Origin of the sequence: Pseudonocardia sp. HH130630-07 (genome assembly GCF_001698125.1) — a bacterium.
In the GTDB taxonomy this organism is placed as follows: Bacteria; Actinomycetota; Actinomycetes; order Mycobacteriales; family Pseudonocardiaceae; genus Pseudonocardia.
The window spans coordinates 1,283,829-1,308,157 of sequence record NZ_CP013854.1 but is presented as its reverse complement, the minus strand read 5'-3'; the positions used below and the strand labels follow the sequence as shown (position 1 = coordinate 1,308,157).

Here is a 24,329-nt window from a genome sequence, read left to right as displayed (position 1 = left end):
GAGATGGCGGCATGGGGACCGCGCTCGTGTACGTGCTCGTCCTCGCCGTCGTGGCGGCGCTCGTCTTCGTGCTGGCGGCCGCGGTCTTCGGCCGGGGCGAGGAGCTGGCACCGCTCGCACCGGACGCCACGCCGACCCGGCTGCCGGCCCGCGAGGTCTCCGGCACCGACGTCCGGGACCTGCGCTTCCAGCAGGTCCTGCGGGGCTACCGGATGGCCGAGGTCGACTGGGCGCTGGACCGGCTGGCCGGTGAGCTGGACCGGGTGCGTGCCGACCGGCACGAGCTGGCCGACCGGGTCGCCGTCCTGGAGACCACGATCGCTCGGATCCACGCCGGGGAGACCCCCGGCGACGAGGAGGACCGGCATGGCTGAGCAGCGGGCCGAACTGACCGTGCCGATCGACGTGGCGGTGCCGGCGGACGTGCTCTGGGCGGTCGTGTCCGACCTCGAGGGGCAGTCCGACTGGATGCTCGGCACGACCGTGCGGATCACCGCGGGTGACGGCCGGTCGGTCGGCACCGAGCTGCGCGCGGTCACCGGCGCCGGCCCGGTGGGGGTCGCCGACACCATGCGGGTCACCGAGTGGACCGAGCCGGCGGCGGGATCGGCGGGGGACCGGCGGATCGTCGTCGAGCACACCGGCGCCGTGATCCGCGGGGCCGGGGTGTTCACCGTGACCGAACTGGGCCCGAGCCGCTCCCGCTTCCTGTGGAGCGAGCTGCTGGACCTCCCGTTCGGCCCGGTGGGCCGGCTGGGCTGGCCCGTCGTCCGGCCGGCGATGCGGATCGGTGTGGCCCGGTCGCTGCGTGCGATGGCGACCCGTACCGAGCAGCGGCACCGCGACGGCGGCCTGTACCGGTGACGGCTCCCGCGGCCCCGGGGGCCGACGACCGGCGGCGCTGCGACTGGGCCGGCTCCGCCCCGGACTACCTGGCGTACCACGACGAGGAGTGGGGCCGCCCGGTGCACGGCACCGCGGCCTGGTTCGAGCGGATGACCCTGGAGGGTTTCCAGTCCGGCCTGTCCTGGATCGTCATCCTGCGCAAACGCCCGGCGTTCCGGGAGGTCTTCGCCGGTTTCGATCCGGAGCGGGTCGCCGCCTTCGGGCCCGCCGACGTCGACCGGCTGCTCACCGACGCCCGCATCGTCCGCAACCGCTCGAAGATCGAGTCCGCGGTCACCAACGCGCGGGCGGTGCTCGACCTGGAGGAGACGGGCCCCGGTCTCGGGGAGTTCCTGGCGTCGTTCGCGCCCGATCCGGCGCGGCACCCGCGGCCGGCCCGGATCACCGACGTCCCTGGCAGCACGCCGGAGTCCACGGCGCTGTCGAAGGCGCTCAAGAAGCGCGGTTTCCGGTTCGTGGGCCCCACGACGTGCTACGCGCTGATGCAGGCGACCGGGCTGGTCGACGACCACGTCGGGTACTGCTGGCTTGCCGCCCGGCGGTCCTGAACGGCCCCCGACCGACCACGTCGGACGGTCGTCACTGCGGTGCGCTGCGTGAACGCGGTGATCATCGCGGGGTGATCGCGGCCGACCCGTGATCGCCTCGGTTGCACCTCACCGTCGGTGATGGGGGACAATGGTGGTCCACGGACGGCGCGTGCCCCGAGCGCGTCCCCGCGGAGAAGACAGTTGCGGATGTTGACGGAGGACGACGAATGGCCGCGATGAAGCCCCGCACCGGCGACGGGCCCATGGAAGTCACCAAGGAGGGCCGGGGCATCGTGATGCGCGTCCCGCTCGAGGGCGGTGGGCGTCTGGTCGTCGAGATGACGCCGGACGAGGCCACCGACCTCAGCGAGGCGCTCAAGTCGACCGTCGGCTGACGCTCCCCGGACCGACCGCCGGCGGCGCCGACCACACGGCCCGCCGGCCGGTCAGATCCTGCCCTCAGACCACGCTCTCGTAGACCTCGACGGTCCGCCGGGCCATCTCGGCCCAGGCGAACTCGGCGATCGCGCGCTCCCGACCCCGCTCGCCCATCCGTGCCGCCCGCTCCGGGTCCGCCACCAGCGCGTCGACCCCCGCCGCCAGCGCCTTCTCGAAGGCCTCGGTGTCCCCGGGCTCGTAGTGCGCCAGCAACCCGGTCTCGCCGTCGACGACGACCTCCGGGATCCCGCCCACGTCCGAGGCGACGACGGCGGTGCCGCAGGCCATCGCCTCCAGGTTCACGATGCCCAGCGGCTCGTACACCGACGGGCACACGAACACCGTCGCCGCCGACAGCAGCTGGCGGACCTCGGTCGTCGCCAGCATCCGCCGGATCCACACCACGCCGCTGCGCGCCGCCGACAGCTCGGCCACCGCGGCCTCGGTCTCGGCGGCGATCTCCGCGGTGTCCGGGGCACCGGCGCACAGCACCACCTGCGCCGCCGGGTCGAACCGGTGCGCGGCGGCGACCAGGTGCCCGAGGCCCTTCTGCCGGGTGATCCGCCCGACGAACACGACGATCGGCCGGTCCGGGTCGATGCCGTTCTCCACCAGGACGTCGCGCCCCGGATCGGGCGCGTAGAAGCCGGTGTCGATCCCGTTGTGCACCACGTGCACCAGCTCCGGGTCGATCGCGGGGTAGGCGGCGAGCACGTCGCGGCGCATCCCGTGGGACACGGCGATCACCGCGTCCGCGGCCTCGTACGCGGTGCGCTCCACCCAGGACGAGAGCCGGTAGCCGCCGCCGAGCTGCTCGGCCTTCCAGGGGCGCAGCGGCTCCAGCGAGTGCGCGGTCACCACGTGCGGCCTGCCGTGCAGCAGCGCCCCGACGTGCCCGGCCATGTTGGCGTACCAGGTGTGGGAGTGGAGCACGTCACAACGCTCCAGCTCGGCCGCCATCGACAGGTCGACACCGAGCGTGGTCAGGGCCGCGTTCGCACCGTCCGGGAGCGGCGGGGCGGAGTGCGCGCGGGCGTCGGAGGGGGCGTCGATCCCGGGCTCGGCGAAGCAGTGGACGTCGACGTCGACCAGCTCGCGCAGTGCCGGGACGAGGTGTCCGACGTGGACTCCGGCACCTCCGTAGACGGCGGGTGGGTACTCACGGGTCAGCAGGCCGGCACGCACGTCGGGTGACGCTACTGGGTCCGGGGGGCGGTACGCGAGAGCCTGCCGCAGGCGTCGCGTTCCGCGCCGCCCGGCGTATGGCCCTGCCACCGTGCGCCTACTACTGTTCACGCCATGCGACCGACGGCGCCCGGACGTCTTCCCGGAAAGGTTCTCGGCATCGTGCTGGCCGGCGGGGAGGGGAAGCGGCTCTGGCCGCTGACGGCCGACCGGGCGAAGCCCGCGGTCCCGTTCGGCGGCAACTACCGGTTGATCGACTTCGTCCTCTCGAACCTGGTCAACTCCGGGATGGACCGGCTCTGCGTGCTGACCCAGTACAAGTCGCACTCGCTGGACCGGCACATCTCCACCACCTGGCGGCTGTCCAGCGTGCTGGACCAGTACATCACCACCGTCCCGGCCCAGCAGCGGCTCGGGCGCCGCTGGTACACCGGCAGTGCGGACGCGATCTACCAGAGCCTCAACCTGGTCTACGACGACCAGCCCGAGTACATCGCCGTCTTCGGCGCCGACCACGTGTACCGGATGGACCCGGCGCAGATGATCGCCCAGCACGCCGAGTCCGGCGCCGGGGTGACCGTCGCCGGGATCCGGGTACCGCGGGCCGAGGCGAAGGCGTTCGGCTGCATCGCCTCCGACGAGTCCGGCCGGATCACCGAGTTCCTGGAGAAGCCGTCGGACCCGCCGCACGTGCCCGGCGACCCGGACGTGACGTTCGCCTCCATGGGCAACTACGTGTTCACCACCGAGGCGCTCATCGAGGCGCTGAAGGCGGACGCGGCGAACGCCGACTCCGACCACGACATGGGCGGCGACATCATCCCGGCGCTGGTCGGCCGGGGCGACGCGCACGTCTACGACTTCGCCGACAACGTCGTCCCCGGCGCGACCGAGCGGGACGCCGGCTACTGGCGCGACGTCGGGACGATCGACGCGTACTACGACGCGCACACCGACCTCGTCTCGGTGCACCCGATCTTCAACCTCTACAACTCGCGCTGGCCGATCCGGACCGCGACCCCGGCCCTGCCGCCGGCGAAGTTCGTCGAGGGCGGCATCGCGCAGGACTCGATCGTCGGGGCCGGGACGATCATCTCCGGCGCGATCGTGCGCCGGTCGGTGATCAGCCCGAACGTCAGCGTGCAGGGTGGCGCCGAGGTGTCGGACTCGGTCGTCCTGCCGGGTGCGCGGGTCGGCCGCGGGGCCGTGGTGCGCCGGGCGATCCTGGACAAGAACGTCGTGGTGCCCGACGGCGCGCTGATCGGCGTCGACCTCGCGCTCGACCGCAGCCGCTACACCGTGTCGGCCGGGGGCGTGGTCGTGCTCGGCAAGGGCGTCACCGCGCAGTAGCGGCGGGTCGGTGACGGCAGGTCAGCGGCGGACGGCGCAGAGCATGCCGTCCGCCACCGGCAGCAGGGCGGAGAGCAGCCGCTCGTCGTCGCGGACCAGGGTGGCGGTGTCGCGCAGGGCGGCCGTTCCCGGGCCGTCGCCGGAGCCGTCGCCGGCGACCCGGCCGCCGTCGAGGACGCCCTCCAGGACCAGCACCCCGCCCGGCCGGAGCAGCCGGATCGCCTCGGCGAGGTAACCGGGGTACTCGCCGGGCACGGCGTCGGCCACGACGAGGTCGTACCCGCCGTCGGTCAGCCGGGGCAGCACGTCCAGCGCCATGCCGTTGATCAGGCGCAGCCGCCCGGGGCCGTACCCGGCGCCGACGAACGTGCGCCGGGCCGAGCGCTGCAGCTCGGGATCGACGTCGATCGTGGTGAGGACGCCGTCGGCGGCCATGCCGCGCAACAGGTACAGCCCGCTGACCCCGGCCCCGGTGCCGACCTCGACCACCGCACGGGCGGACACCGTCGCGGCCAGCACGGACAGCGCGGCGCCACCGGCGCACGAGATCGGGTGCGCGCCCGCCGCGGCGCCGAGCGCGCGGGCCGCGCCGAGTGCGTCGTCCTCGAGGAGGTACCCGTCGGCGTACGCGGCCGCCTCCGTGGGGGTGCTCATGGCGCAAGATTATCGGTGCCCGGTGCAGCGGGGGATTTCACAGACTTCTCTCAGATCCGTTTCACATGCTCCTCATCGTCGGCGGGCACTCTGTACTGCAACGAACCAGTACTCGCGGTCCACGGGTCACCACGACCGGCCGCGACCGACGGAGGTGCCCCGCCCCGATGCCCGCTCCTCGTACCGCCGACTCCCCGATCGGGGACGTCACTGCCGGCACCCGCCCCGGCGAGGGTGTCGACTGGACCCCGCCCAGCTGGGACGAGGTCGTCCGGGAGCACGCCGACCGGGTCTACCGGCTCGCCTACCGGCTGTCCGGCAACCAGTACGACGCCGAGGACCTCACCCAGGAGACGTTCATCCGGGTGTTCCGCTCGCTCGCCTCGTACCGGCCGGGCACGTTCGAGGGCTGGCTGCACCGCATCACCACGAACCTGTTCCTCGACATGGTCCGGCGCCGGGCGCGGCTCCGGATGGAGGGCCTGCCGGAGGACACCGACCGGCTGCCCGGCGGCGGCCCCGAGCCGGAGACCGTGTTCGCCATCAACCACCTCGACCCGCACCTGCAGGCGGCGCTGGACGAGCTGCCGCCGGACTTCCGGGTCGCGGTCGTGCTGTGCGACGTCGAGGGCCTGTCCTACGAGGAGATCGGCGCGACGCTCGGGGTGAAGCTGGGCACCGTGCGCAGCCGGATCCACCGCGGGCGGACGGCGCTGCGGGCCTCGCTCGAACGGCATCGGGCGGCCGCGGCGTACGAGGCGGTGGCAACCGACCGCGATCCGGTGGCAGAGTTGACGTCGTGACCGAGCGACGGCGTTTCCAGGTCGTCCCCCCGGACTGGGGGGAGGCCCACCTGACGCTCGAGGCGGTCGTCGCCTTCGTCGACGACGAGCTGGCCACCGGCCCGCACGACCGGGCCAGCCGGCACCTCGGGCACTGCCCGGACTGCGCGGCCGAGGTCGCCGAGCAGCGGCGGGCCCGCTCCGCGCTGCGCGGCGCCGACGCGCCGACCCTGCCCCCGTCGCTGATGACCGCGTTGCGGGCGATCCCGCAGGACACCGAACTGCCTCCGCCGCCGGCCGGGCTCTCGCTGACGGCGGAGGGCGAGCTCGTCGCGGTGCTGCGGCCCGCCGGTGCCGGGGGCGACCGCCGGTCCCGGCGGTCGCGCCGCACCCGGCTGGGCACCGGTGCCGCCGTGTCCGGCATCGCGCTCGGAGCGCTGGCGTTCGGCATGCCCGCCGCGAGCCCGGCCACCCCCGCCCCGGCGGGTCCCGGCGCCGCGGCGGTCGCCCGGTTCGCCGCGACCCCGACCCAGGCGCCGCGGCAGCGGTCGTCCTCGCCCACACCGGGTGCGTCGGCCACGCCCGGTGCGGGCAGCGCCCCGTCCGGCGGGCCGTTGCCGACGGTCCGCAACGCTGGCCTGCCCCCGGCCCGCTGAGCACCCCGGCCCGATACGGGGACTTCACCACCGGCCCGGCAGGCTGGCCGGGTGCTGTGGGATGACGGGGCGCCGTGCGTGACGAGCCGATGACCGAGACATCCACCCCTGCCGACGGCGCCACCCCGCCCCGGCTGGAGCCGCGCCCCCTGGAGCGCCCGGACACCGACCCGGCGCAGCGGGCCGCGTTCGGCCGTCCGGCCGGTGTCGGGACCTCGTTCGCGCCGGTCACCGGCGGTACCGCCCGGTCCGCCCCGGCGGTCGCCCCGCCGCCGACCGCCGCCGTGGCCAGGGCGTTCGGCCGCCCGGACCCGGGCACCGATGGCCTGCAGCGCCCGCAGGGGGCGGACGGGTCCGGCCCGCCGGACCCGGCGGGGACCGACCCGTTCTGGCCCGGTGGGTCGGCCGAGGACCCCTGGCGCAACCCCGGTGCACCGGTCGTCGCGGCGCCGCCGCCCGGTGACGCCGAGCCGGGAACGCCCGCCGCGCGCGCCGCCGGTCCCCGGCTCAGCGTGCGCGAGGTCCTCTTCGGGGACCGGGTGCAGCCCCGCGCGCTCGCGCTGCTCGGGGTGGTCGCGCTCGGCATCGGGGCGCTCGGCGGCCTCGTCGGGCACTGGACGGCCTCCGGTGCGAGCGCCCTGACCAGCCCCGGGGCCGTGCTCGCCAGCGCCGAGGAGGCGAAGGAGCGACCGCCGGGCTCGGTACCCGACGTCGCGGGGCGGGTGCTGCCGTCGGTGGTCTCGCTGGAGGTCGCGGTCGGGAACGAGGCGGGCAACGGCTCGGGCGTCCTCATCGATCCCGAGGGCTACGTCCTCACCAACGACCACGTCGTCGCGCCGGCCACCGGGCCGGGCCAGGGCACGATCGAGGCCGTGTTCTCCGACGGCTCGCGGCTGCCGGCCACCGTCGTCGGTGCCGATCCCATGACCGACCTCGCCGTGGTCAAGGTGCCGGTCGCGAACCCGACGGTCGCCGCGATCGGGCGCTCGGGCGAGCTCGCGGTCGGGGACGCGGTGATCGCGATCGGGTCGCCGTTCGGCCTGGCCGGGACGGTCACGACCGGGATCGTCTCCGCCGTGGACCGCCCGGTCCGGCTCGATCCCGAGGGCGGGGCCGGGGACGCGGTGATCGACGCCGTGCAGACCGACGCGGCGATCAACCCCGGCAACTCCGGCGGCCCGCTGGTCGACGGGACCGGGGCGGTCGTCGGGATCAACACCGCCATCCGCAGTGCCGGCTCGGCGGAGCCCGGTGCGCAGGGCGGCTCGATCGGGCTCGGGTTCGCCATCCCGATCGACGACGCCCGGCAGATCGCCCAGGAACTGATCCGGACCGGCCGGATCGCGCACGCCGACCTCGGGGTGAACGCCCGCTCGGTGACCGACGGCGCCACCGACGGTGCGCAGGTGCAGAACGTCGTCGCGGGCGGCCCGGCCGCGGCCGCGGGGATCGCCGACGGCGACGTCGTCGTGCGGGTCGGGGACCGGGCGATCGCGGGCGCGGACGAGCTGGTCGTCGCGGTGCGCGAGCACGCACCGGGGGAGCAGGTGCCGGTCGAGCTGGTGCGCCAGGGGCGTCCGCTCACCGTGACGGCGACGCTCGGGCAGCGCTGAGGATCCGGCGCCCCGGTCGCGTTGCGGTACCGATCCGGCACGCCGCCACCCTCCGGACGTACTCTGGCCGGGTGTTCGAGAACATCGGCATGCCGGAGATCCTCGTCCTGATCGTGGCGGGTCTGTTCATCCTGGGCCCGGAACGCCTGCCGGATGCCGCGCGCTGGCTCGGCAGCGCGATCCGTCAGGTCAAGGACTACGCCACCGGTGCCCAGAACCACCTGAAGAACGAACTGGGCCCGGAGTACGACCAGATCCGCCAGCCGCTGGACGACCTGCGCAGCCTGCGCTCGTTCAACCCGCGCCGGGCGATCACCCGGTCGCTGTTCTCCGACGACGAGCCGGTCAAACCGAACGGCCACGCACCCGGCGCCTCCGGAACGGCGGCCGCCACGGGGGCGGCCGCCGCCACCGGGGCCGCGGCCGCCGCGGTCACCCCGCCGGCCGCGCCACCGGCACCGAGCCCCCCGGCGCCGCCGCTGTCCTCCGGCGAGCGCCCGCCGGTCGACCCCGACGCGACCTGACCCGCCCCGCTCAGCCCAGCAGCGGCGGGCGGCGCAGGTGGTGCTCCGTCGCCCGCTGGTAGGCGTGCGCGGCGGCCAGCACCCGCGCGTCGGCGTGCCGCGGCCCCACGACCTGCAGCCCGACCGGGAGCCCGGCCGAGGTGAACCCGCACGGCACCGACGTCGCGGGCTGCTGGGTCATGTTGAACGGGTAGGTGAACGGCGTCCACGACGTCCAGCGCGGGTCGTGCCAGCCCTCGGGCACCTCCCGGCCACCGGGGAACGCGGTGATCGGCAGGGTCGGGGTCAGCAGCAGGTCGTAGGTCTCGTGGAAGGCACCCATCAGGGTGCCGAGCTCGTTGCGTACGGCCATCGCGCCCAGGTAGTCCAGCGCGGACACCGCGGCGCCCTGCTCGGCGATCTCGACCAGGGCCGGGTCCATCGCCTCCCGGGCCCGGGCACCGATCGGCTCCAGCGACTTCGCGGCCGCGGCGAACCACAGGGTGTGGAAGGGCTCCACCGGGTCGGCGAAGCCGGGATCGGCCGTCTCGACGGTGGCACCCAGCTCCCGGGCGAACACCGCGACCGCGTCCGCGACCAGCGCGGCGACCTCCGGGTCGACGTCGACGAAGCCGAGCGTCGGGGAGAACGCGATCCGCAGGCCCCGCGCCCCGCCGGCGAGCCGCTCGACGGCCGACTCCGCCGGGACGTCGAACACCCACGGGTCACGGACGTCGGGCTGGGCGACGACGTCGTGGAGCAGCGCGGCGTCGGCCACCGTGCGGGTCATCGGGCCGACGTGGGCGAGCGTGCCGAACGCTGATCCCGGGTAGTGCGCGATCCGGCCGTAGGTCGGCTTGTGCGCGACGGTGCCGGTGAACGCGGCCGGGATCCGGACCGAGCCGCCGGCGTCGGTGCCCAGCGACAGCGGGCCCATGCCGAGCCCGACCGCCGAGGCCGAGCCGCCGGAGGACCCGCCCGCCGTCAGCGCCGGGTCCCACGGGTTCGTGGTGACGCCGGTCAGCGGCGAGTCCGTGACCCCCTTCCAGGCCAGCTCCGGGGTGGTGTTCTTGCCGATGAGCACCGCACCCGCGGCGCGGACCCTGGCGACCGGCGGGCCGTCGACCTCGAACGGGCCGTCGGGTGAGGTCGTCGTCGAGCCGCGCCGCGTCGGCCAGCCGATCGTCAGGAGCATGTCCTTGATCGAGGTGGGCACCCCGTCCAGCGGCCCGATCGGCGTACCGGCCCGCCACCGGGCCTCGGACTCCGTGGCCGAGGCGAGCGCGGAGTCCGCGTCGACCAGGCAGAACGCGTTGACCGCGCCGTCGTGTTCGGTGATCCGGTCCAGCGCGTCCCGGGTGGCCCGGACCGGGGAGATCTCGCCGGTCCGGTAGCCGTCGAGCAGCTCGGTGGCGCTCAGGTCCGCGGTCGTCTCGCTCACGAGGTCCCTCCGGTGGCGGTGTTCGGGGTGCTGACGTACCCGCGTTCGGGGTCCACGACGTTGCGCAGGTCGCGGCCATCGGTGAAGCGGGCGAGGTTGTCGGCGAACAGGTCGACCAGCATGTCCTTCCAGCCGACCACGTCGCCGGACATGTGCGGGGAGAGCAGCACGTTCTCCATCGCCCACAGCGGCGAGTCCGCGGGCAGCGGCTCGACCTCGAACACGTCGAGCGCGGCCCCGGCGAGCCGCCCGGTGGCCAGCGCCCCGGTCAGGTCGTCCTGCACGACCAGCGGGCCGCGGCCGACGTTGATCACCCGGGCGCGTTCGGGCAGCAGCGCGATCGTCCCCCGGTGCAGCATGCCGCGGGTCGCGTCGGTCAGCGGCGCGGCGAGGACGAGGTGGTCGGTGTCCGGGAGCAGGCCGGGCAGCTCGTCGAACGCGTGCACGCCGTCCGCGGCGCGCCGCCCGACCAGCCGGACGGTCATCCCGACCGCACCGAGCAGGTCCGCGATGGCGTGCCCGATCGGGCCGCTGCCGACGACGGTCGCGACCGAGCCGGCGACCGTCTCGGTCTCCCGGTGCCGCCAGGTCCGCTCGCGCTGCAGGGCCAGCGAGCGCGCGGTGTCCTTGGCGAAGGCGAGCACCGCGCCCAGCACGAACTCCGCCATCGGCCGGTCGAAGACGCCGCGGGAGTTGGTCAGCGTCACCGGCGCGGCGAGCAGCTCGGGGAACGCGACCCGGTCGACACCGGCGCTCGCGGTGTGCACCCACCGCAGCGCGGTCGTGCCCTGCTCCGTCCAGACCTGCTTCACCGCGTCGGAAGTGAAGTCCCAGGTGAGCAGCGCGTCGCTGCCGGGCAGCGCGGCGGCCAGCTCGTCGGGCGTCGAGGCGAGGCGGAGACGCGTGTCACCGATCCGCGACGACAGCCCGGGCGGGGTCTCGCCGCCGTGCAGAACGGTGAGGGTGATGGGGTCCTGACCTGCGGAAACCGGCAACTGGAGATCCTGTCGGTGGGAAGCGCGGGTGGCGTTGACACGCTAGGAACCGCACCTAGGATTGTCAACAATCCGCCTATCCGGCGGAGTGTTCCCCACCCCACCGTCGTGACGAAGGGATCGTGAGATGGCCAAGCTGATCCGGATCGAGCTCGAGAAGCGCGGCGTCGCGTGCACCGCGGAACTGCTCGAGGAGCAGGCGCCCCGGACCGCGGCCGCCGTGTGGGACGCGCTCGCGGACGGACCGCTGGGCGGCGACGCGCAGCACGCCAAGTACGCGCGCAACGAGGTCTACACGATCGTCCCCCGGTTCGGCCCGCGGATCGGGCAGGAGAACCCGACCGTCACGCCGATCCCGGGCGACGTCTGCTACTTCGACTTCCACGGCGGCATGCTCGACTCGGCGTTCAAGGACGACCAGGGCATCGACGCCGAGCAGGGCGGGATCGACCTGGCGATCTTCTACGGCCGGAACAACCTGCTGCTCAACGGCGACGTGGGCTGGGTCCCGGGGAACGTCGTCGCGACGATCGTCGAGGGGCTGGAGGAGATGGCGGCGGCCTGCCACGACGTCTGGCGCTCCGGCAGCGTCGGCGAGCGGCTCGTCTACTCGCGGGTCGGCTGACCCCCTTGCGGCGACCCCGGTCTCTGTAGGATTGTCGACAACATGAGCACGGTCGGCATCCTGTACCCCGGATACTCCGCGGAGGACGACTACCCCCGCGCCGAGAGGCTCCTCGCCGACGGCAGCAGGCTCCCGCTGGTCCACTCGGAGATGAAGGTGGACGCGCACCGGGAGGACGCGCTGCTCGACATCGGTGGCGACGACGTCCTGGCCGAGGCGGCCGGGCGGGTCGCCGCCGCGGCCGGGCCGCTCGACGCGATCGTCTGGGCGTGCACCTCGGGCAGCTTCATCTTCGGTCCCGAGGGTGCGGCCCGGCAGGCGGCGGCGCTGGAGGAGGCGGCCGGGGTGCCCGCGTCGAGCACGTCGTTCGCCTTCGTGGACGCGTGCCGGCGGCTCGGCGTCACGACGGTCGCGGTGGGCGCCACCTACCCGCCGGACGTCGCGGCGGCCTTCGTCGACTTCCTGACCCACCACGGCATCACCGTGCTGACCGTCTCCGCGCGGGACATCATCACCGCCGCGGAGGTCGGGACCCTGCCGTCGTCGACGGTGCTGGAGTTCGCCGCCGCGGTCTCCTCCGACGCGCCGGGGGCCGACGCGGTGCTGCTGCCGGACACGGCGCTGCACACGGTGGAGGTGCTCGACGCGCTCGACGAGCGGGTGGGCAGGCCGGTGCTGACCGCCAACCAGGTGAGCATCTGGCAGGGACTGCGCCTGGCCGGCGCCGACATCGACCGCCCCGGGCTCGGGACGCTGTTCCGGAAGGGGTGAGGGCCGGGTGCGCCAGGGACTCGACGAGCCGGACGGCGGCGGGCTGGAACCGGTCAGCCGCCGGTCGACGGCGGAGATCGTCGCGGACCGGATCCGCTCCGCGATCATGCGCGGGACGTTCGCGCCGGGCACCCAGCTCGGCGAGGTGGACCTGGCCGGCCGGCTCGGGGTGAGCCGCGGGCCGCTGCGCGAGGCGATGCAGCGGCTGGTCGCCGAGGGACTGCTGCGCAGCGAGCGGCACCGCGGCCTGTTCGTGCGCGAGCTGGGGCCTGACGACGTCCGGGACGTCTACCTGGCCCGGACCGCGGTCGAGCGGGCCGCGGCACTGCAGGTGCTGGCGGGGGACCGGGTGGCCGCGGTCGCGGCGCTGGAGGTGCCGCTCGGTGCGATGACGGCGGCCGCCGCGGCGGGTGACGCCGTGGCCCTCGCCGATTCCGACCACGACTTCCACGCCGCGCTGGTCGCCGCGTCGGGCAGTCCGCGGCTGCGCCGGATGACCGACGGCCTGCTCGTCGAGACCCGGATGTGCCTGGCCGCCTTCCAGCAGACCGCGCCGCCGGCGCCGGCGTTGCTGGCCGAGCACGAGCGCCTGCGGGACGCGCTGCGCGACGGCCGGACCGAGCTGCTGCTGGACCGCCTGGCGGCGCACATGGACGACGCCGTCGCGCGGATCCTGGCCGCGATGCCCGGGGCCGCCTGAGCACCCGGCCGGTGTGAACCGGTGCGTTCCGCGGCCCGCACGGTCGTTCGCCTCCGTAACATCTGGGCACGTGACGGGCGTTCTCGAGGGTTTCCTGGTCATCGGGGTCGTCGTCGCCGTCGGGTACGTGCTGGGCCGGGGCGGGATGCTCGGCGAGTCCGGCTCGCGGGTGCTGGCCCGCACGGCGTTCTTCGTCGCCTCGCCCGCCCTGCTGTTCACCACGCTGTCCCGGGCCGACGTCGGTGCGGTCTTCTCCTCGGCACTGCTGGTCACCGCCGTGACCAGCGCCGTGGCCTGCGCGTTGTTCGTGCCGCTCGCGCTGGCGCGCCGCCGCCCGGCGGGGGAGACCGTCGTCGGGTCGATGGCGTCGGGCTACGTCAACGCCGGCAACCTCGGCATCCCGATCGCGACCTACGTGCTCGGCGATCCCGCGACCGTCGCCCCGGTCCTGCTGTTCCAGCTGGCGATCCTGACCCCGCTGTTCACCACGCTGCTCGACATCGTGCCCGGCGACGGCCGCGGCGAGCGGCCGGGCTGGGCCCGGGTGGTGTTCGCACCGCTGCGCAACCCGATCGCGATCGCGACGGCGGCCGGGCTGGTCGTCTCGGGCACCGGCGTCGTGCTGCCCGAGGCCGTGCTGGCCCCGGTCGAGCTGCTCGCCGACCTGGCGGTGCCGGCGATGCTGCTCGCGTTCGGCATCTCGCTGTACGGGGCCCGGCTCCCGGGCACCGGGGAGACCGCGGTGTCGGTGTGGTCGGCGGTGGCGATCAAGAACGTCGTGCACCCGCTGCTGGCCTGGGTGCTCGCCGGGTGGGTGCTGGGCCTGACCGGGCCGGCGTTGCTGGCCGCCGTCGTCCTGGCCGCCCTGCCGACCGCGCAGAACGTGTTCGGTTACGCGGTGCGCTACGACCGTGCGGTCGCGGTGGCCCGGGAGTCGGCGCTGGCGTCGACGATCGCCTCGGTCCCGGTGCTGCTGGTCATCGCGGCCGTGCTCGGCTGAGTCCCGCGAAGCCCCGCCGGGGGCCTTGCCCCGCGTCCGCCCGGCGTGCTTCCCTGAGATTGTCGACAACTCGACAACTCGGCCGGACCTTCGACGCACAGGAGCTTGAGAACCCATGGCACAGCTGTCCCCGCTGCTGAAGCAGGCCACCCCGGTCCAGGCCGCCCGTGGCGAAGGCGTCTACCTGTTCGACACCGAGGGCCGCCGCCACCTCGACTTCACCGCAGGCATCGGCGTCACCTCGACCGGGCACTGCCACCCGGCCGTGGTCCAGGCGGCCCAGGAGCAGGTCGCGACCCTGATCCACGGCCAGTACACGACGGTCATGCACCAGCCGCTGCTCACCCTCGTCGAGCGGATGGGGCAGGTGCTGCCCGAGGGCATCGACACGGTGTTCTTCACCAACTCCGGCTCCGAGGCCGTCGAGGCGTCGGTCCGGCTCGCCCGGCAGGCGACCGGCCGGCAGCTGATCGTCGCGTTCGACGGCGGCTTCCACGGCCGCACGATGGGCGCGGCCGCGCTCACCACCTCCGGCGCCAAGATCCGTGCGGGGATCGGCCCGATGATGGGCGGCGTCGCGTTCGCGCCGTTCCCCTACGCCTACCGCTACGGCTGGTCGGAGGAACAGGCCGTCGAGTTCGCGCTGACCGAGCTGGACCGCCAGCTCGCGAGCACCGCCCCGGCGGCGGACGTCGCGGCGTTCATCGTCGAGCCGGTGCTGGGCGAGGGCGGCTACGTGCCGACGCCGGCCGCGTTCCTGCAGGGCCTGCGCGAGCGGGCCGACCGGCACGGCATCCTGCTGATCGCCGACGAGGTGCAGACCGGCTACGGCCGCACCGGGAAGTTCTGGGGCCACCAGCACGCCGAGGGTGTCGTGCCGGACGTCATCGTGACGGCGAAGGGCCTCGCCTCCGGCTTCCCGCTGTCGGCGATCGCCGCCCCGAAGGCGCTGATGGAGAAGGCCTGGCCCGGCTCGCAGGGCGGGACCTACGGCGGCAACGCGGTGGCCTGCGCGGCCGCCGTCGCCACCCTGGACGTCGTGCTGGGGGAGAACCTGGTGGAGAACTCCCGGGTGCAGGGCGAGCGCCTGGTGGCCGGGGTCCGCGCCGCCGCGCAAGGGGTCGCCGCGATCGGCGACGTCCGCGGCCGGGGCCTCATGGTGGGCATCGAGTTCGTCGACGCCGAGGGCGAGCCGGACGGTGCCACCGCCGCGAAGGTGCACGCCGCCGCCGCGGAGCAGGGCCTGCTGCTGCTGACCTGCGGGGTGTACGGCAACGTCGTCCGGATGATCCCGCCGCTGGTCGTGACGGCCGAGCAGGTCGACGAGGGCCTCGCGCTCTGGTCCAAGGCGCTCGCCGGCGCGCTCGGCTGAGCACCCCTCGCCTCCGACCACTTTGTCATGACATAGTGACGACCGGTCGGAGGCGGGGAGGGCGGCGGCATGGCGCGCATCACGATCGGCTCGGCACCGGACTCGTGGGGTGTGTGGTTCCCGTCGGACCCGGAGCAGACCCCGGCCGGCCGCTTCCTCGCCGAGGTCGCGGCGGCGGGCTACGACTGGATCGAGCTGGGCCCCTACGGTTACCTGCCGACCGACCCGGCCGAGCTGTCCGACCGGCTCGACGAGCACGGCCTGCGGGTCTCGGCCGGCACCGTGTTCGAGCACCTGCACCGGCCGGACTCGTTCGCCGACGTCTGGGCCCAGGTCACCGACGTCGCCGCGCTGACCAGGGCGACCGGCGGCGAGCACCTCGTCGTGATCCCGGAGCCCTGGCGGGACCACCGGACCGGCGCCGCGCTGGAGAGCCCGGCGCTCGACCCCGGAGCGTGGCGGCGCCTCACCGGCGGGATGGACGAGCTGGGCCGCCGGGTGTCCGAGGAGTACGGCCTGCGCGTGCAGTTCCACAGCCACGCCGACTCCCACGTCGGCCACCAGCGCGACATCGAGCGGTTCCTCGCCGACACCGACCCGCGGTGGGTCGGGCTGTGCCTCGACACCGGGCACGTGGCGTACTACCGCGGTGACAACCTCGGCCTGATCCGCCGCCACCCCGACCGGATCGGTTACCTGCACCTCAAGCAGGTCGATCCGGACGTCCTCGACGAGGTCGAGAACGAGGACCTCACGTTCCCCGAGGCGGTCCGGCGCGGGGTGATGTGCGAGCCGCCGCGCGGCGTCCCGCCGCTCGGCCCGGTCCTCGACGCGGCGGCCGGTCTCGGCCGGGACCTGTTCGCGATCGTCGAGCAGGACATGTACCCGTGCCCGCCGGAGCGGCCGCTGCCGATCGCCCGGCGCACGCACACCTTCCTCGCGGGGTGCGGCGCCGGTGCGCTCGACCTGGGGCGCCCGCGCGGCTGAACCGCGCGGGCGGCTCAGCGCCCGACGGGCGAGATGTTCAGGCTCATCCCGGCCAGGCCGCGGGAGCGGACGGTGAGCTTCTCGGCGACCCCGTCCAGCGCCTGCGCCGCGGCGGACCCGGGCTGCCCGAGCACGATCGGGACGCCGGCGTCCCCGCCCTCGCGCAGCGCCACGTCCAGCGGGATCTGGCCGAGCAGCGGCACCGGTGCACCGAGGATCGTCGACAGCGAGTCGGCGACGGTCCGGCCACCACCGGAGCCGAACAGCTCGTTGCGCGAGCCGTCGGGCATCTCCAGCCACGACATGTTCTCCACGACGCCGGCCAGGCGCTGCCGGGTCTGGGTGGAGATCGCCCCGGCGCGCTCGGCGACCTCGGCCGCCGCCTGCTGCGGCGTCGTGACGACGAGCAGCTCGGCGTTCGGCACGAGCTGCGCGGTGGAGATGGCGACGTCACCGGTGCCCGGGGGCAGGTCCAGCAGCAGGATGTCCAGGTCGCCCCAGAACACGTCGGCCAGGAACTGCTGCAGCGCCCGGTGCAGCATCGGCCCGCGCCACACGACGGGGGTGTTCCCGTCGGTGAACATGCCGATCGAGATGACCTTCACGTCGTGCGACTGCGGCGGCATGATCATGTTGTCGACCTTGGTCGGCCGGTCCGCCGCGCCGATCATGCGGGGCACGGAGTGGCCGTAGATGTCGGCGTCGACCACGCCGACCTTCAGGCCGCGCCGGGCCATCGCCGCGGCCAGGTTCACGGTGACCGAGGACTTGCCGACCCCGCCCTTGCCGGAGGCCACGCAGTAGACCCGGGTCAGCGAGCCGGGCTGGGCGAACGGGATCACCGGCTCGTCGGAGTCGCCGCGCAGCGACCGGCGCAGCTCCGTGCGCTGCTCGTCGCTCATCACGTCGAGCTCGACCTCGACCCGCTCGACGCCGGGGACCTTCGACACCGCCTCGGTGACCCGGGAGGTGATGGTCTCCCGCATCGGGCAGCCCGCGACGGTCAGGTAGACGCCGACGTGGGCGAGGCCGGCGTCGGAGACGGTGACGCTCTTGACCATCCCCAGCTCGGTGATCGGTTTGTGGATCTCCGGGTCCTCGACGGTGCCGAGGGCGGCGCGCACGGCCTCGGTGACGGTGCTGGTGCTGCCGGTGACGGACATGGGCGCAACGACCTCTTTCCTCTCGGGACCACCCCATGCTACGTGCGGGAAGTCTGCACCCGGGTGTGCCTCCCGGCACCAGGGTGTCCGCCGTACGGGTACCGCCCCCTAGCATCGTCGCGGTGAGCGACACGGTCGGCGCCCCGGGGCGCGATTGCCCGGGTCGGCGGCCGGAGCTGCCCACCCACGACGAGATGGCGTCCTGGCGCACCTTCCTGCGTGCCCACGCCGGTGTCACGCGGATGCTGGAGAGCGAGCTGGAGGCCGAGCAGAAGCTCTCGCTGGCCGCCTACGACGTCCTCGTGCAGCTGTCCGAGGCGCCGGAGCACCGGCTGCGGATGACCGAGCTGGCGGAGGCGGTGCTGCTGTCGCGCTCCGGCGTCACCCGGTTGGTGGACCGGCTGGAGCGTTCGGGTCTGGTGCTGCGGGCGAAGGTCGCCGAGGACGGGCGCGGGGTGACCGCCACCCTGACCGACGCCGGGCAGGAGCGGCTGCGGATCGCCTCGACCACGCACCTGCGCGGGGTGCGGCGGCACTTCGCCGACCGCCTCGACCCGGCCGACCTCGCCGAGCTGGCGCGGATCAGCCGCAAGCTCATCCCCTGAGCCGGCGGGCGGCGGGATCGCCGCCCGGCGCGTCGGTGTGCCGGTCCTTGCGCCGTCCCTTCCGGCGGTCGCCGGGCTCGACCGCGGGGCCGGTGCCCGCCGCCGCCCTGGCCACCGCGTCGTCCAGCCGGTCGGTCAGCTTCTCCAGCTCGCCGCGCAGGTAGTCCCGGCTGGCGGTCTCCCCGACGGCGAGGCGCAGCGCCGCCAGCTCGCGGGCGAGGAACTCGGTGTCGGCCTTGGTCCGCTCCGCCCGGCGCCGGTCCTCGTCCAGCGCGATCCGGTCCCGGTCGTCCTGGCGGTTCTGGGCCAGCAGGATCAGCGGCGCCGCGTACGCGGCCTGGGTGGAGAACGCCAGGTTGAGCAGGATGAACGGGTACGGGTCCCACTGGATCCGCCAGGCGATCAGGTTCAGCGCGATCCAGACCACCACGATGACCGTCTGGATGGCGAGGAACCGCCCGGTGCCGAGGAACCGGGCGATCTTCTCGGAGAACCGGGCGAACCCGTCCGGGTCCATCTCGAAACGGCGCCGGGCGAGCCGCGGCTGGTCCAGCCGCCGTCCGGGAGCGGGCTCAGGCACCGCGCACCTCCGTGCCGGTCGCCGTGCCGGTCGCGCCGCCGTTCGCGGTGCCGGGGCCGACCTCGGACGGGCCCAGCTCCCGGTCCCGCCAGCCCTGCGGCAGCAGGTGGTCCAGTACGTCGTCCACGGTGACCGCGCCGAGCAGGTGGTCCTCGGCGTCGACGACCGGGCCGGCGACCAGGTTGTAGCTGGCGAACCACCGGGTCACCTCGCCGAGCCCCGCCTCTGGGCCGAGCTGGGCCAGGTCGGTGTCCACCATGCCCGCCACCAGCTCGAACGGTGCCGCCCGCAGCAGCTGCTGGACGTGCACGCAGCCGAGGTAGCGCCCGGTCGGCGTGGCGGTCGGCGGCCGGACCACGAACACCATCGAGGCCAGTGCGGGCGGGACCTCCGGGTGCCGGGCCCTGGCCAGTGCCTCGGCGACCGTCGCGTCGGGTGCCAGGGTGATCGGCTCGGGGGTCATGAGCCCGCCCGCGGTGTCCCACTCGTAGCGCATCAGCCGGCGCACCGGCTCGGACTCGTCGGGCTCCATCAGCTCGAGCAGCCGGCCGGCCTCGTCGTCGGGCAGCTCGCCCAGCAGGTCGGCCGCGTCGTCCGGGCTCATCGCCTCCAGCACGTCGGCGGCCCGGTCGTCGTCGAGGTAGGCCAGCAGCTCGCGCTGGTCGGACTCCGACAGCTCCTCGAACACGTCGGCCAGCCGCTCGTCGTCGAGGGCGTCGACGACCTGGCGCTGGCGCTCGTCGGGCAGCCGGGACAGCGCCGCGGCGACGTCGGCCGGGCGCATCGTGTCGAACACCGCGAGCAGCCGGTCGGCGCCCTGGGTGGCGGCGACGTCCAGCCCGGAGAGTGCCTCCCAGCCGTGCACCTCGACCCGGGCCCGCCGGGACAGCCGGGCCCGCCGGAACCGGACGGCGACCTTCGTGATCGCCCAGTCCCTGGTCCGGGTCGGCTCGATCGCGGCGTCCACGACGGCCCCGGACAGGCCGGAGTCCCGCACCGACACGGTGGAGTTCAGCAGCTCCCCGACGACCAGGGTCTCGTTCGGCCGCTGGTCGAAGCCGCGCAGGCTGACGGTGCCGCTGGCCAGCGTCACCGCGGTCGGCGCGATGTCGGAGACCCGCAGCATCGGCACGAAGATGCTCCGCCGGGCCGACAGGTCCACGACCAGGCCCAGCACCCGCGGCGGATGGCTGTCGACGCGCAGCGACACGACGACGTCGCGGACCTTCCCGATCCGCTCGCCGTCCGGGCCGAAGACGGCCAGTCCGGCCATCCGCGCGACGAACACCCGTGCCGAGGCCATGCGGGGGAGCCTAGAGCCGGTGCGGGCCCGGGGCCGGGCGGCGCGCAGTCCACGGACGATTAGGCTGCGCCCACGTGAGCGAGTCCAGCAGCGACGCCCCCGACGGCACGTCCGGTGCGACCGGGCACGTGCCGGGTCCCGACCCCCTCCGCTACGACGTCGTCGACGTCTTCACCGACCGCCCGTACGCGGGCAACCCGCTGGCCGTCGTGCACGGTGCCGAGGCGCTGTCCACCGCGCGGATGCAGGCCGTCGCGACCGAGTTCAACCTGTCCGAGACGGTCTTCCCGCTGCCCCCGACCGGGGACGGCGACGACGAGGCCGACTACCGCCTCCGGATCTTCACCCCGGCCCGCGAGCTGCCGTTCGCCGGGCACCCGAGCGTCGGTGCCGCCTGGGTGCTGGCCCGGGACGGCGTCATCGGCCACGGCGACCGGATCCAGGAGTGCGGCGCCGGGCTGCTGCCGGTGCGGGTCGACGGCACCGGCGCCCGGGTGCAGGGCAGGACCCCGTCCGTCGGCGCCGAGCTGGACGCGACCCGGCTGGCCGCCGCCGTCGGGCTCGGCCCGGACGACGTCGACGGCGCCGCGGCACCCGGCCTGGCCGGGGCCGGGGTGGACTACGCGATCCTGCTGGTCCACCCGGACGCGGTGGCCCGCACCGCACCGGACCCGGCGGCGCTGGCCGAGGTGACCGGGGATGCGTCCGGGCTGTTCGTCGCGTCCGTCGACGGCACCGCCGAGCGGGTGCACGCCCGGATGTTCGGCAACGGCATCGGTGTCTCGGAGGACCCGGCGACCGGGTCCGCCGCCGTCGCGCTCGGGGTGTTCCTGGCCGACCGCGGCCTGGTGTCCGACGACGGCGAGCACTCCTTCGTCGTCACCCAGGGGGTGGAGATGGGACGGCCGTCGACCCTGCACGCGGGCGTCCGCACCGAGGGGGGCCGGCCGGTCGCGACCTGGGTGGGCGGCACCGTCGTCCCGGTGGCCACCGGTTCCCTCGCCCCGCCGCCGGAACGGGAGTGACCCGCGGGTAACCCGACCTGACCACCGGCGGGTGAGAAACCAATCACCTGCGCGGGGCGTTCGGCCCGGCGGCGTGCCAGCATCGGAGCAGCCCGAGGACGACACTCGACGAGGAGCTGCGCCTGTGAGCACCACCCTCCGCCCCCGCCGGTCCTGCCTGGCGGTGCCCGGTTCGAGCCAGAAGTTCATCGACAAGGCCCGGACACTGGACTCCGACCAGGTGTTCCTCGACCTGGAGGACGCGTGCGCCCCGCTGGCGAAGCCGGGCGCGCGGACGACGATCGTCGAGGCGCTCAACGAGGGCGGCTGGGGCGAGAAGCTGCGTGTGGTCCGGGTCAACGACTGGACGACCGAGTGGACCTACCGCGACGTCGTCGAGGTGGTCGAGGGCGCCGGCGCGAACCTCGACGCGATCATGCTGCCGAAGGTGCAGACGCCCGAGCAGATCGTCGCGCTGGACCTGCTGCTGACCCAGATCGAGAAGGCCGTCGGGCACGAGGCCGGGAGGATCGGGATCGAGGCCCAGATCGAGAACGCGCTGGGCCTGACGAACGTGAACGCGATCGCCACCGCGTCCCCGCGGGTCGAGACGATCATCTTCGGCCCGGCCGACTTCATGGCCTCGATCAACATGAAGTCGCTGGTCGTCGGCGAGCAGCCGCCCGGCTACGACGTCGGCGACGCCTACCACCACATCCTCATGTCGATCCTGATGGCGGCCCGTGCGCACGACAAGCAGGCCATCGACGGCCCGTTCCTGCAGATCAAGGACGTCGACGCGTTCCGGCGGGTGGCCGGTCGCTCGGCCGCGCTCGGCTTCGACGGCAAGTGGGTGCTGCACCCCGGTCAGATCGAGGCCGCGAACGCGACGTTCTCCCCGGCGCAGGGCGACTACGACCACGCCGAGAACATCCTCGACGCCTACGAGTACTTCACGTCCGAGGCGGGCGGCAAGAAGGGCGCCGCGATGATCGGCGACGAGATGATCGACGAGGCGAGCCGCAAGATGGCACTGGTGATCTCCGGCAAGGGACGGGCCGCGGGCATGACCCGCACCGAGAAGTGGACCCCGCCGCAGGACTGAGCAGGGACCGGCACCGGCACTGACCAGAGACGCTCAGGAGGAACCCATGGCCCGGCTCGCCCGCACCGCAGGACTCACCGACGTGCAGACCGAGATCCTGTCGACGGTCCGCAGCTTCGTCGACAAGGAGATCATCCCGCACGCCACGGCGCTGGAGCACTCCGACGCCTACCCGGCCGACATCGTCGACGGGATGAAGGAGATGGGGCTGTTCGGCCTCATGATCCCGGAGGAGTACGGCGGTCTCGGCGAGTCGCTGCTGACCTACGCGCTCGTCGTCGAGGAGATCGCGCGCGGCTGGATGAGCGTCTCCGGCGTGATCAACACCCATTTCATCGTGGCCTACATGCTGCGCCAGCACGGCACGCAGGCGCAGAAGGAGCGCCACCTGCCGAAGATGGCCACCGGCGAGACCCGCGGCTCGTTCTCCATGTCCGAGCCCGACCTCGGCTCGGACGTCGCGGCCATCAAGACCAGGGCGGTCGAGTCGAGCGACGGCAGCGGTGACTATGTCATCGACGGCGCCAAGATGTGGCTGACCAACGGTGGCACGTCCAACCTGACCGCGGTGCTCGTCAGGACCGACGAGGGCGCGGAGAAGGCCCACCAGAACCTCACGACGTTCCTGGTCGAGAAGCCGGAGGGCTACGGCGAGGTCGCGCCCGGTCTCGTCATCCCCGGCAAGATCGACAAGATGGGCTACAAGGGCGTGGACACCACCGAGATGGTGTTCACGGGCCACAAGGTGTCCGGCGAGGCGATCCTCGGAGGGGAGCGCGGCAAGGGCTTCGCGCACATGATGGACGGCGTCGAGGTCGGCCGGGTCAACGTCGCCGCGCGTGCCTGCGGCATCGCGATCCGCGCCTTCGAGCTGGGCGTGGAGTACGCCCAGCAGCGCTCCACCTTCGGCAAGCCGATCGCGGGGCACCAGGCGATCAGCTTCAAGCTCGCCGAGATGGCCACCAAGGTCGAGGCCGCGCACCTGATGATGGTCAACGCCGCCCGCCTCAAGGACCGCGGCGAGCGCAACGACGTCGAGGCCGGGATGGCCAAGATGCTCGCCTCGGAGTACTGCAAGGAGGTCACCGAGGACTCGTTCCGGATCCACGGCGGCTACGGCTACTCCAAGGAGTACGAGATCGAGCGCCTCATGCGGGAGGCCCCGTTCCTGCTCATCGGCGAGGGCACCAGCGAGATCCAGAAGACGATCATCTCCCGGGGCCTGCTCCGGGACTACAAACTGCGCTGACGCCCCGCCCGTCACACCCGTCCCGAACCGGACAGCACTCATGGAGCTTCGGCCCGGCCACACCAGGCTGAAGCTCCATGAGTGCGACGGCGGGGTGGGTGGCGGCGGGACGGCGGGGGTGATGTTCCGGACGTCGCTATCCTCCCTGGGCACATCGGGTGCCCCTCGTGCGTTGAGGAGGGTGTCGGACGTTCGAGAAGGAGACAGCACGATGACCAATCCGTTCGGCGGCCAGGCGCGCCCGGCACCGGGCCTGCCGCAGCTGCCCACCCCGCCGACCGGCTGGCCGGTCGGCTCCTACGCGACGTACGAGGAGGCCCAGCGGGCCGTCGACCACCTCGCCGACTCCGACTTCCCGGTCCGGGACCTGACGATCGTCGGCGTCGACCTGATGCTGGTCGAGCGGGTCATCGGCCGGCTGACCTGGGGCCGGGTGCTCGCGTCCGGCGCGGCGTCCGGGGCCTGGTTCGGTCTGTTCGTCGGTCTGCTGCTCAGCCTGTTCTCCCCGGACGGCAGCTTCCTTCCGATCCTGGTCGGCCTGGCCTCCGGTGCGGTGTTCGGCATGGCCTTCGCCGCCGCCGGCTACGGGGCGAGCAAGGGCCGCCGGGACTTCCAGTCGGCGAGCCAGATGGTGGCCGGCCGGTACGACGTCCTGTGCGAGCCGCGCAACGCCGAGCAGGCCCGCGAGATGCTCGCCCGGCTCGCGATGGGCAGCCCCGGCGGGGGGTTCTGACCCACCGCGCGCAAGTCGGTGCCCAACCGGTACCGGCGACCCGTTCCCTTTCCCGCCGCGGCTCCTTACAGTGCGCGCG

Annotated in this window: 27 protein-coding genes; 20 read left to right on the top strand and 7 right to left on the bottom strand. The window is 74.0% G+C overall.

The window, feature by feature from the left end:
• The first annotated feature begins 11 nt into the window (after positions 1-11).
• The 4 genes from AFB00_RS06250 (at position 12) to AFB00_RS06235 (ending at position 1,831) form a co-directional block, all read left to right on the top strand.
• Complete coding sequence (locus AFB00_RS06250; RefSeq protein WP_068796442.1) at positions 12-374, top strand: DivIVA domain-containing protein; 363 nt, start codon at positions 12-14, stop codon at positions 372-374.
• Positions 367-864, top strand: a complete 498-nt coding sequence (locus tag AFB00_RS06245; RefSeq protein ID WP_068796441.1) for an SRPBCC family protein — start codon at positions 367-369, stop codon at positions 862-864. The genes AFB00_RS06250 and AFB00_RS06245 overlap by 8 nt, the downstream gene beginning before the upstream one ends.
• Positions 861-1,454, top strand: coding sequence for a DNA-3-methyladenine glycosylase I (locus tag AFB00_RS06240; RefSeq protein ID WP_068796440.1), 594 nt, complete (start codon positions 861-863; stop codon positions 1,452-1,454). Before AFB00_RS06245 ends, AFB00_RS06240 begins: the two co-directional genes overlap by 4 nt.
• A gap of 209 nt (positions 1,455-1,663) precedes the next feature.
• Positions 1,664-1,831 carry a DUF3117 domain-containing protein gene (locus AFB00_RS06235; RefSeq protein ID WP_010241564.1) on the top strand — a complete coding sequence of 56 codons (168 nt, stop codon included), beginning with the start codon at positions 1,664-1,666 and terminating at the stop codon, positions 1,829-1,831.
• Positions 1,832-1,895: 64 nt separating this feature from the next.
• On the opposite strand, the gene glgA is transcribed toward AFB00_RS06235, so the two are convergent.
• The gene (gene glgA, locus AFB00_RS06230; protein ID WP_068796439.1) at positions 1,896-3,059 is read right to left on the bottom strand and encodes a glycogen synthase; all 1,164 of its coding nucleotides are present in this window, start codon (positions 3,057-3,059) and stop codon (positions 1,896-1,898) included.
• A gap of 114 nt (positions 3,060-3,173) precedes the next feature.
• On the opposite strand from glgA, the gene glgC reads away from it, so the two are divergent.
• Entirely contained in the window at positions 3,174-4,409 is a 1,236-nt protein-coding gene (gene glgC / locus AFB00_RS06225; protein WP_068796438.1) for a glucose-1-phosphate adenylyltransferase, read from the top strand.
• 21 nt (positions 4,410-4,430) lie between these two features.
• Here the strand turns inward: glgC and AFB00_RS06220 are convergent, their stop codons facing one another.
• The gene (locus tag AFB00_RS06220; RefSeq protein ID WP_068796437.1) at positions 4,431-5,063 is read right to left on the bottom strand and encodes an O-methyltransferase; all 633 of its coding nucleotides are present in this window, start codon (positions 5,061-5,063) and stop codon (positions 4,431-4,433) included.
• A 167-nt stretch (positions 5,064-5,230) separates the two neighbouring features.
• On the opposite strand from AFB00_RS06220, the gene sigE reads away from it, so the two are divergent.
• The 4 genes from sigE (at position 5,231) to tatB (ending at position 8,638) form a co-directional block, all read left to right on the top strand.
• Positions 5,231-5,866 (top strand): RNA polymerase sigma factor SigE, encoded by a 636-nt coding sequence (sigE, locus tag AFB00_RS06215; RefSeq protein WP_231974250.1) that lies wholly within the window; start codon positions 5,231-5,233, stop codon positions 5,864-5,866.
• On the top strand, positions 5,863-6,501 hold the full coding sequence (locus AFB00_RS06210; protein WP_068796436.1) for an anti-sigma factor family protein: 639 nt from the start codon (positions 5,863-5,865) through the stop codon (positions 6,499-6,501). Before sigE ends, AFB00_RS06210 begins: the two co-directional genes overlap by 4 nt.
• 89 nt (positions 6,502-6,590) lie before the next feature.
• Positions 6,591-8,114, top strand: a complete 1,524-nt coding sequence (locus AFB00_RS06205; protein ID WP_068800050.1) for a trypsin-like peptidase domain-containing protein — start codon at positions 6,591-6,593, stop codon at positions 8,112-8,114.
• Between the two features lie 71 nt (positions 8,115-8,185).
• Complete coding sequence (tatB, locus tag AFB00_RS06200; RefSeq protein WP_068796435.1) at positions 8,186-8,638, top strand: Sec-independent protein translocase protein TatB; 453 nt, start codon at positions 8,186-8,188, stop codon at positions 8,636-8,638.
• A gap of 10 nt (positions 8,639-8,648) precedes the next feature.
• Here tatB and AFB00_RS06195 read toward each other — a convergent pair whose 3' ends face one another.
• A complete protein-coding gene (locus AFB00_RS06195) occupies positions 8,649-10,058 on the bottom strand; it encodes an amidase (protein WP_068796434.1) in 1,410 nt (469 codons plus the stop codon).
• On the bottom strand, positions 10,055-11,053 hold the full coding sequence (locus tag AFB00_RS06190; protein WP_068796433.1) for a D-2-hydroxyacid dehydrogenase: 999 nt from the start codon (positions 11,051-11,053) through the stop codon (positions 10,055-10,057). Before AFB00_RS06190 ends, AFB00_RS06195 begins: the two co-directional genes overlap by 4 nt.
• A gap of 127 nt (positions 11,054-11,180) precedes the next feature.
• On the opposite strand from AFB00_RS06190, the gene AFB00_RS06185 reads away from it, so the two are divergent.
• The 6 genes from AFB00_RS06185 to AFB00_RS06160 all read left to right on the top strand — a co-directional run bounded on the left by AFB00_RS06185 (position 11,181) and on the right by AFB00_RS06160 (position 16,508).
• The gene (locus tag AFB00_RS06185) at positions 11,181-11,678 is read left to right on the top strand and encodes a DUF3830 family protein (RefSeq protein ID WP_068796432.1); all 498 of its coding nucleotides are present in this window, start codon (positions 11,181-11,183) and stop codon (positions 11,676-11,678) included.
• Positions 11,679-11,720: 42 nt separating this feature from the next.
• Positions 11,721-12,449 (top strand): maleate cis-trans isomerase family protein, encoded by a 729-nt coding sequence (locus tag AFB00_RS06180; protein WP_068796431.1) that lies wholly within the window; start codon positions 11,721-11,723, stop codon positions 12,447-12,449.
• Positions 12,450-12,456: 7 nt separating this feature from the next.
• Complete coding sequence (locus AFB00_RS06175) at positions 12,457-13,149, top strand: GntR family transcriptional regulator (protein ID WP_083275312.1); 693 nt, start codon at positions 12,457-12,459, stop codon at positions 13,147-13,149.
• A gap of 70 nt (positions 13,150-13,219) precedes the next feature.
• The gene (locus tag AFB00_RS06170; protein ID WP_068796430.1) at positions 13,220-14,149 is read left to right on the top strand and encodes an AEC family transporter; all 930 of its coding nucleotides are present in this window, start codon (positions 13,220-13,222) and stop codon (positions 14,147-14,149) included.
• Positions 14,150-14,264: 115 nt separating this feature from the next.
• A complete protein-coding gene (locus tag AFB00_RS06165) occupies positions 14,265-15,521 on the top strand; it encodes an aspartate aminotransferase family protein (RefSeq protein WP_068796429.1) in 1,257 nt (418 codons plus the stop codon).
• Positions 15,522-15,590: 69 nt separating this feature from the next.
• A complete protein-coding gene (locus tag AFB00_RS06160) occupies positions 15,591-16,508 on the top strand; it encodes a sugar phosphate isomerase/epimerase family protein (RefSeq protein ID WP_068796428.1) in 918 nt (305 codons plus the stop codon).
• Positions 16,509-16,522: 14 nt separating this feature from the next.
• On the opposite strand, the gene AFB00_RS06155 is transcribed toward AFB00_RS06160, so the two are convergent.
• Entirely contained in the window at positions 16,523-17,671 is a 1,149-nt protein-coding gene (locus tag AFB00_RS06155) for an Mrp/NBP35 family ATP-binding protein (protein ID WP_068796427.1), read from the bottom strand.
• A gap of 122 nt (positions 17,672-17,793) precedes the next feature.
• Here AFB00_RS06155 and AFB00_RS06150 point away from each other — a divergent pair, with 122 nt between their 5' ends.
• The gene (locus tag AFB00_RS06150; RefSeq protein WP_068796426.1) at positions 17,794-18,276 is read left to right on the top strand and encodes a MarR family winged helix-turn-helix transcriptional regulator; all 483 of its coding nucleotides are present in this window, start codon (positions 17,794-17,796) and stop codon (positions 18,274-18,276) included.
• On the opposite strand, the gene AFB00_RS06145 is transcribed toward AFB00_RS06150, so the two are convergent.
• Both AFB00_RS06145 and AFB00_RS06140 read right to left on the bottom strand, forming a co-directional pair.
• The gene (locus AFB00_RS06145) at positions 18,266-18,856 is read right to left on the bottom strand and encodes a DUF1003 domain-containing protein (RefSeq protein ID WP_068796425.1); all 591 of its coding nucleotides are present in this window, start codon (positions 18,854-18,856) and stop codon (positions 18,266-18,268) included. The genes AFB00_RS06150 and AFB00_RS06145 overlap by 11 nt on opposite strands.
• Positions 18,849-20,159, bottom strand: a complete 1,311-nt coding sequence (locus AFB00_RS06140; protein WP_068796424.1) for a magnesium transporter MgtE N-terminal domain-containing protein — start codon at positions 20,157-20,159, stop codon at positions 18,849-18,851. Before AFB00_RS06140 ends, AFB00_RS06145 begins: the two co-directional genes overlap by 8 nt.
• Positions 20,160-20,233: 74 nt before the next feature.
• Between AFB00_RS06140 and AFB00_RS06135 the strand changes: the two genes are divergently transcribed.
• From AFB00_RS06135 to AFB00_RS06120, 4 genes are all read left to right on the top strand, one after another.
• A complete protein-coding gene (locus AFB00_RS06135) occupies positions 20,234-21,184 on the top strand; it encodes a PhzF family phenazine biosynthesis protein (protein WP_231974249.1) in 951 nt (316 codons plus the stop codon).
• A 124-nt stretch (positions 21,185-21,308) separates the two neighbouring features.
• Complete coding sequence (locus AFB00_RS06130) at positions 21,309-22,268, top strand: HpcH/HpaI aldolase/citrate lyase family protein (protein WP_068796423.1); 960 nt, start codon at positions 21,309-21,311, stop codon at positions 22,266-22,268.
• A gap of 46 nt (positions 22,269-22,314) precedes the next feature.
• A complete protein-coding gene (locus tag AFB00_RS06125) occupies positions 22,315-23,517 on the top strand; it encodes an acyl-CoA dehydrogenase family protein (RefSeq protein ID WP_068796422.1) in 1,203 nt (400 codons plus the stop codon).
• A gap of 211 nt (positions 23,518-23,728) precedes the next feature.
• On the top strand, positions 23,729-24,250 hold the full coding sequence (locus AFB00_RS06120) for a general stress protein (RefSeq protein WP_068796421.1): 522 nt from the start codon (positions 23,729-23,731) through the stop codon (positions 24,248-24,250).
• The last annotated feature ends 79 nt before the right edge of the window (positions 24,251-24,329 follow it).